Source organism: Polaribacter sp. 11A2H (assembly GCF_011379025.1).
Lineage (GTDB): Bacteria > Bacteroidota > Bacteroidia > Flavobacteriales > Flavobacteriaceae > Polaribacter.
Genome location: NZ_WTLD01000019.1, coordinates 24571 through 32309, shown reverse-complemented (window position 1 = coordinate 32309; position 7739 = coordinate 24571). Strand labels below are relative to the sequence as shown.

Here is a 7739-nt window from a genome sequence, read left to right as displayed (position 1 = left end):
CGCGGGATAGAGCAGTAGGTAGCTCGTCGGGCTCATAACCCGAAGGTCACTGGTTCGAGTCCAGTTCCCGCTACTATAAAAGAGTAATCAGCAATGATTACTCTTTTTTTTGCGTTAAATTTTTATTTTTAAAGTTGGTTTTTGTGGATCAAGTATCAATAAAAAATATATTTATAATTTTTATTTAAAAAGATCGTAATTCTCTAATTAAGTTGTATGTTTGCAGCCGGAAATAACTAATCGATTTTATGATTCGAAAGTTAAAAGCTAAGTTGTTATTTTCGAAGTACAACGCGGGATAGAGCAGTAGGTAGCTCGTCGGGCTCATAACCCGAAGGTCACTGGTTCGAGTCCAGTTCCCGCTACTATCAAAGAGTAATCAGCAATGATTACTCTTTTTTTTGCGTTAAATTTAAATAAATTAAGCTTAAAAAGGATCAAGGATCAAGGATCAAGTCCAAAAGTTGTGGGATTTAGAAATTAGGCATAAATATTTGAGAGTCTAAAAAGGAAAAATTTGATGTCTCTAATCCTTTTAAATTGTGCTCTAAAGGCCTTGATTTTAGCATTAAAAGATTCTGCGGAAGCATTTTGTACTTCTATTGTCAAAATAGTTGATAATTAAGTACTGTCTGAAACTGTGTAAGTTTTAAAATCTCAGGTTAATTAATCTTAACTATTTTTATTAATTAGAAGTAGCAGTATCTTTAAAGCTTTCTATCAAATAATCTACCAATTTAAAATCTTCTTTTTTAACATTTAGCTTATTTGTAATTCTATATCTTTTACTCTCTACAGACCTAACAGATGTATTTAAAAAAACACCAATTTCTTTATTCTTAAACCCCATAAATAGATAGTAACATATAATTACTTCAGAAGGGTTTAACTCTGGATGTTTTAGAGACATTTTATTAAAAAACTCTACATTAAGATTATTTATTAAATCTAAATGATCTTCTCCTTTTTCTAAAAGAACAGAAGAGCTATGATGAATTTCTTTATGAAGATCTTTAATTTTACTTCTTTGATCGTCTATATTTGTAATTGAAGAAATATTTTTAATTTCTTTCTTTAAATCTACTATATAATTTTCTAAACCTTTTACTTTTAACTTTAATTTGTCATGATTATTTTCAATTAAAGAATATTCTTTTCTACGTTTTGTAAAATCACTTAAAATTCTTTTTAGACTCTTATATTTTATAGCTACGAAAATAATAGTTACAATTAATAAGGATATTAAAAAAATAATCCAATTTCTATTTAAAATATTTTTATTTGTTTCTACTTCTAAAATTTTAGAATTTTCTAAAAAGGATTCACTAATATTAAAACTAGCATCAATATTTTCTTTAACTAAATTTTCATGGAGGTATTTAAGAGAGTCTATATAATTATTTTCATTTTTAGCATCTTTTAATTCCTTATAATAGTCTATATAATAGGTGTAATAATTCTCTTTATCAGAATTGTTCATATAGGCATGCAACTCACCTGCTTTTTTTAAAGATAACAAAGCAGCGTCTAGTTTTTTTTCACCTAAAAATTTTTCTACCATAATCAGTTTTAAAGTAACATCGTGTATGTTAAAAAGCAAAGGAGAAATAGTAGTATCGTTTTCTAGTGTTTTAAAAAGGGCGTAATATTTATCACGATTTATATCATCATCTAGGTAACTAAAATTTAAAGTTGTCATAAACAATGCATATAAATAGTAGAAAGAATCATCTTTTATAGAGCTATAATAATCTAATTTAGGCAGAATTAAATCGTTGCTTTTTTTATAATTCTTGTTATAAAGTTCAATGTAAGCCTTCATTTGCATTACATCTGTTAATCCATCTTTGTTTTTATCCTTAGTATAAAACTCTTCTGCCTTTTTAAGATAATTTAAAGAGCTGGTCTCTTTTTTTACAATATATAAGTTATAGAACAACTCTATACTTGCAGCACCAGCTAACTCGTAATTTTCTTCTTTTTCTGCATATTTTAAAGAAAGAATATTATAATGATATATCTCTGCCTGACGATTTAAATGACTACTTAATACTGCCTTAAGATGATAGTATTTTGCAATTTGTCCTTTAATATTTTCTTCTAAAGGTTTAGGTATGGAATCTAAAAATTTTTCTGATATCCTTGGATAATTATCCATTCTATTACTTGCAGAATCTAGATACCTTAAATAAATATTATCAGTTTTTTGCGCATAGCATTGAACACTTAAAAGAAAAAAGAAAAACCTAAATAAATTTGACACAAAAATATATTAAAAAAATTACTATTAAAATCGCTTTCAACAAAAGTACTAAAGCAAAAAGAAAAAGCAAGATATAATTACTTTTATCATTTCGTTGAAAAACGAATTATTATATAATAAAAAAAACACCTACCTACCTTGTATAGCCTTAAAAAAACCTATTTAACTATGTTTGCGTAGTTAATGCGTAGTCTTATTTTACTCTGTCTCAATGTTTTCATAATACAAAATCAAATAAAAAGAAGATATTTGTGTTAACATTTTTTTAACACAAAATAAAACATGAAAAATACAGTACACAAAGTATATTTTATTTTATTTTTTATTGGCTGCATTCAAGTAAACGCACAAAAAATAAATTATAAAAAAGAGGCCTCCAAAGAAAATAGTAATTTCTTTGAGATTGTAAATAAAACTAGAGCGCAGTTTGTAGAAAAAAGAAGAAATTCTAAAACTGTAGAAACTAGATTAGAAAAGAAAACTAGAAAAATATTTGAACGTTGGGCTTGGAGCTGGAAAGATAGAGTAAACTCTAACGGTACATTCCCTAAGAACCAAGTTAATAAAGAAGAGTATTTAAATTTACTAGTAAATAATTCTAATACAAGCGCTAGAACTTCTTCTACTACAAAAGCTAAAACGGCCTCTACAACAAAACCTTGGTTACAAATAGGACCAACAGCAATTGTAAACAAAAATGAGAACTTTGATTACCCAGGACCTGGTAGAGTTGATGTTGTGGCTGTAGATCCTAATAATGATAATATTATGTATGTAGGTACGCCTGCAGGTGGTTTATGGAAAACTTCAAATAAAGGAGCTACTTGGGTGCCAAAAACAGATAATTTGGCTGGTATGGGCGTTACAGATATCTTAATTCATCCAAACAATACAAATATTCTTTATATGGCAACTGGAGATAGAGATAGTGGTCATATTAGTTCTATAGGTTTATTTAAATCTACAGATGCTGGAGACACTTGGACTGTTGTACCAGATTTTAGTTTTTCATTAAGTCAAAATGAGTACATTAGAGATATTGCATTCGCTACAAATAATCCATCAATTTTATACGCTTTAACAAATGATAGAATAAGAAAGTCTACAAATAATGGAGATACTTGGACCGACGCTACATTTACGCACCCATATAGTTATAATGAAGAATTTCAATCATTGGTTATTCACCCAAATGATCCGAACAAAATTGTGGTTTCTGATGTCTGGGGAGGAATATGGTATTCTACTAATGCCGGAGTTAGTTTTATACAACACCCTGTTCTAAAGGCAGCAGCACCAGCAGTAGCAGGAGACTACCCTACAGCAAATAAATTAAGACTTGCATCTACGCCGGCAGATACAGAGTATTTTTATGGAATAGATCAAAATGGTTATTTTAAAAAATATTATTTTGATTTTGATAATACTGCTGCAGACTTAGTTAAATCTATACATGTTACAGCACTTATTAACGGTACTCCTACTCCTTTTGATTCTCAACAAGGGTATATACAATGTATTGCTGTTTCGCCAACAAACCCAATGAATTTAATGGTTGGTGGTGTACAAGGATGGAAATCTACAGATAATGGAAATACTTTTTCTCCTGTTTTAAATGCATATACTAACCCAGCACCAGAAGATCAAATTCACGTACATGCAGATCATCACTTTTTATTATTTAAAGATAATTCTACTATTATTAACGGAAATGACGCAGGACTTAGAATGGGGTCTTTCTCACCAACTTCAGAAGCAGATTTCCCAGATATTTCTAGTGGCTTAATTATTACACAATCTTATAATATTGCTATTACACATGGTTTAAATGGTGATGATTACATGATGGCTAATCAAGATAACGATGGTTTTTCTAAAGTATATAAAAATGGAGTTCAACAATGGGTTGCTGCAGTAGCAGGAGACGGAACAGGTACAGCTATTGATATAGAAAACCCTGCTATTAGATATTTAGGAGGAACCAATGGTCAATTAAACAGAACAGATGATGGTTATGCGCTACATTATGAAAATGCAATACAAGTATTACCTTCAGATGCAACCAATGCAGCATTTATTTCTCCATTAGCATTACACCCTACTGATGCCGCAACTATTTATGCGGGGCACGGAGATGTTAAAAAATCTACAAATAGAGGTGGTGTTGGTATTAGCGATTGGACCATGCTTAACTCTGGCTTAACAAAAACAGAATTTCTAGATGTTTCTCTAAACAATTCTTCTGTTAGAATATTTGCAATTGGAGAAATTGCAGAAGCTTCTACACTTAAAAGAAGTATAGATGATGGTGCAACTTGGTCTACAATTACAAGTCCTGCTGGTGTAACAATTAATAGTATATATGGTGTACCTAACACCAATACGGTTTATGCAACCGTAAAAAGTTACGAAGCCGGTAAAAAGGTGTATAAGAGTTTAGATAATGGAAATACTTGGACTAATATAAGTAGTGATTTACCTAACATAACTATGTTTAAAGTTATTTTAGACCCAAATAAAACGAATGAAACAATCTATCTAGGAACTGAAATTGGTGTCTACTTTACAGACAACTCAACAACTAATTGGTCTAAATTAGGAACGGGTTTACCAAGCGTAAGAATAAGCGATATTAAAATAAGTGCAAATAATGGTAACGTATACGTAGGTACTTTTGGTAGAGGTATGTGGGTATATAATGATCAAAAATATTTTGATAATATAGATGGTTCTAAATGGTCTACAACAAATAACTGGGAAGGTAAAAATTTACCTACTAATGTAGACGATGTTATAATAAAAGCAGGCGAACAAGTAGTTTTAGATTCTGAAGGTGCAGTTGCAAACTCTTTAGAAATTGCAGATACTGGATATTTAGATATTTATAAAAATGCTGATTTAACAATTGAAAATAATTTTGATTCTGCAAATAGTGGTTTATTTATGTATTCTGATGCTACTGATAGTGGAACTTTAATTGTAAAAGGAAACAGTACTGGTAACATAACTTATGTAAGAGGTGGTTTATTAGCTACTCAATGGAGTCTTATTACGCCTCCTGTAACAGGACAAAAAGTAAAAGATTTTGCTTTAAATACAGCTAATGATATCAGAAAAAACACAAACACAGGTACAGATCCAAACAGATATGCAATTGCAAAATATAATGATGCAAATGCAACTGGTGAAAAATGGGAATATTTTGATGTAAATGTAGGTGCCGCAGTAGCATTTGAAAAGGGTAATGGATATTCTGTTTCTAGAGGAACCGATGGAGAAGTTACTTTTACGGGAAATTTACAAACAAATACCTTAAATGTTTCTGCTACACATGGTAAATGGATGGCAATAGGTAATCCCTATACAGCATTTTACCCAGCAAATAAAGGTACTTCTGGAGATTTTATACAAGATAATATTGCTAAATTAGCTATAGATGCTCCTGCAGTTTATGTTTGGGAAAATAGCCAAGCAAAATATGTTGCTTACTCTGCAGAATCTACAACGACTAAAGTATTAGCTCCAGGTCAAGGATTTTTTATAAAAATGAAACCTTCTGGAACCGATGAAATGGTTGTTTTTAATAACACTAAAATAGGAACTAAAACAGCGCTTACAGGAAATCGTACTTTTAATAAAAGTGCAGAAACAACATCTTATATAAAATTATATGTTGCTAAAGGAAACCTAAAGGTAAATACAGGTGTTTTATTTTCTGAAAATGCAACTGTAGGTTTTGATGCAGGTAAAGATATCATCAATTTTAATTCTTCAGAATTTGATTTAACAACTAAATTGTTAGATAATGCTACAGATACAGATTATACAATTCAAACAATACCTAATAACAATTATGAAAACCAAGTAATTTCTTTAAACCTTAAAGGTAAAGCAAATGAGAAAATTACTTTTTCTGCATTAAATAGTAATTTACCAGAAGGAATGAAGGTTTACTTAGAAGATAAAGAAACTGGTAGCTCTTATGAGTTAAGCGATACCAAAAACTATACCTTAACTTTAAGTAGTGATGTTAGTGGTTTTGGACGTTTTTATGTACATTTTTCTACACGGGCTTTAAGTGTAATTTCTAATGATGTAACAAAAATTCAGATTTATAATCAGAATAATTTCTTACAAATAAAAGGAGCAAATGCAAGAACTTTAAAAATTGATTTATTTGATCTTAATGGCAAAGTTATTTTAAATCAAAACCAATCCACAGATAAATACAGTCCTATTAATTTAAGTAGTTTTTCTAAAGGAGTTTACTTAGTTAAAGTTACTACCGAAGGAAAATCTGTTTCTAAAAAAATAATTATAGACTAACCTCTTAATACAGAAAACATGAATATTAAAAGTGAAAATAAAATAGATAGAAAAGAAGCTTTAGAAAAGATAGGGAAATATGGCAAGTATGCCGCGTTAACCGCTTTAGGTACTTACATGATTTTAAGTCCGCAAAAAGCACAAGCCTCATCTGCGCTTCCAGAAAATCCTGGAGTAGGATTTTAATCCATTCTTAAAACTCGATACTAGAAATAGTATCGAGTTTTTTATTATAATACAGCCTTAAAATAAGTTTACATGTACTTTTAAGCTATCCTAAAAATAATAGATTCATTTTATTAACAACCCTATTTATACCTAAGCTGTTAATAAAACAAAACTTCTCATATTTTTTAACAATTGCAAATTATTTAAGTTTTATTAAAATTGCTGAACAATTATTCACAGAACAGCAAGCAATTTATAAATCTATTAGAAATTTAGAAGAAGACTATAATGCTACTTTATTTTTTAAAAAATCTGATTTAATAAACTTTTTAATGAGAACTACTTTTGTAAATTGTCTTATAGCTAAAGTAAATTCCAAATTTAAAATAGAATTTCTAAATTCGAAATTTCGGAATCTTAGAAGAGAAAACACCAACCGAAAATGACTATTTAGTAAATTTATAAAAGTTGAAATTGGTTTAGTTACAAGCACTAAAAATCACACTTTTAAAAAGGGAATTATTAGTTAAGAAGCCTTACTAGAAATTCTGTTTATGAGGCAAGAGTTATAGGTTTTGGTATTGAAGATATTATAGTAGAACCTCTAAAAAAAATATCACATTAAAAAATACAATACTTTATAATAGTAAACGGTATAGAAGTCATTAAAATTAATATTTTCTATAGCCTCTGTAGTACTTTCTCTTTTTTAATAACACATTGTGTTAATAGATTTTTCACGACCTCTTAAAGCGTTTATTTCTGTATCTACTAAAGTTGTTTTTAATTTCTTCTTAGCTTACCTGTATAGAAAATTTATTGATGTATATTTTTAATTCTTATCATAATCTAAATGAATATCTAACTATCTTTTAAGTGTTTTTTATATGGCTGATTTTAGTATGTTCTAAAATAAATAGTGAGTTCTAATTCGTTTTAAATTGCTTTTAAAAATCTTATGGTTTTATAAGTATGTGAAACT

The 7739-nt window shown here is 29.0% G+C and carries 4 protein-coding genes, 2 tRNA genes and 1 pseudogene; 5 read left to right on the top strand and 2 right to left on the bottom strand.

The window, feature by feature from the left end; translation table 11 throughout:
* Together GQS58_RS16165 and GQS58_RS16160 are read left to right on the top strand one after the other, a co-directional pair.
* Positions 1-73 (top strand) — tRNA-Met (locus tag GQS58_RS16165).
* 219 nt (positions 74-292) lie between these two features.
* Positions 293-365 (top strand) — tRNA-Met (locus tag GQS58_RS16160).
* A gap of 115 nt (positions 366-480) precedes the next feature.
* Here the strand turns inward: GQS58_RS16160 and GQS58_RS17355 are convergent.
* Positions 481-622 (bottom strand): annotated as a pseudogene (locus GQS58_RS17355) (transposase); the annotation flags it as partial.
* Between the two features lie 63 nt (positions 623-685).
* Positions 686-2158 carry a helix-turn-helix transcriptional regulator gene (locus GQS58_RS16155; RefSeq protein WP_166387810.1) on the bottom strand — a complete coding sequence of 491 codons (1473 nt, stop codon included), beginning with the start codon at positions 2156-2158 and terminating at the stop codon, positions 686-688.
* Positions 2159-2545: 387 nt separating this feature from the next.
* Here GQS58_RS16155 and GQS58_RS16150 point away from each other — a divergent pair, with 387 nt between their 5' ends.
* From GQS58_RS16150 to GQS58_RS17420, 3 genes are all read left to right on the top strand, one after another.
* Positions 2546-6589 carry a T9SS type A sorting domain-containing protein gene (locus GQS58_RS16150; protein ID WP_166387808.1) on the top strand — a complete coding sequence of 1348 codons (4044 nt, stop codon included), beginning with the start codon at positions 2546-2548 and terminating at the stop codon, positions 6587-6589.
* An 18-nt stretch (positions 6590-6607) separates the two neighbouring features.
* Positions 6608-6775: a hypothetical protein gene (locus GQS58_RS16145; RefSeq protein ID WP_166387806.1), complete on the top strand. Its 168-nt coding sequence runs from the start codon at positions 6608-6610 to the stop codon at positions 6773-6775.
* A 62-nt stretch (positions 6776-6837) separates the two neighbouring features.
* Positions 6838-7203 (top strand): LysR family transcriptional regulator, encoded by a 366-nt coding sequence (locus GQS58_RS17420; protein ID WP_166387814.1) that lies wholly within the window; start codon positions 6838-6840, stop codon positions 7201-7203.
* Positions 7204-7739: the final 536 nt, after the last annotated feature.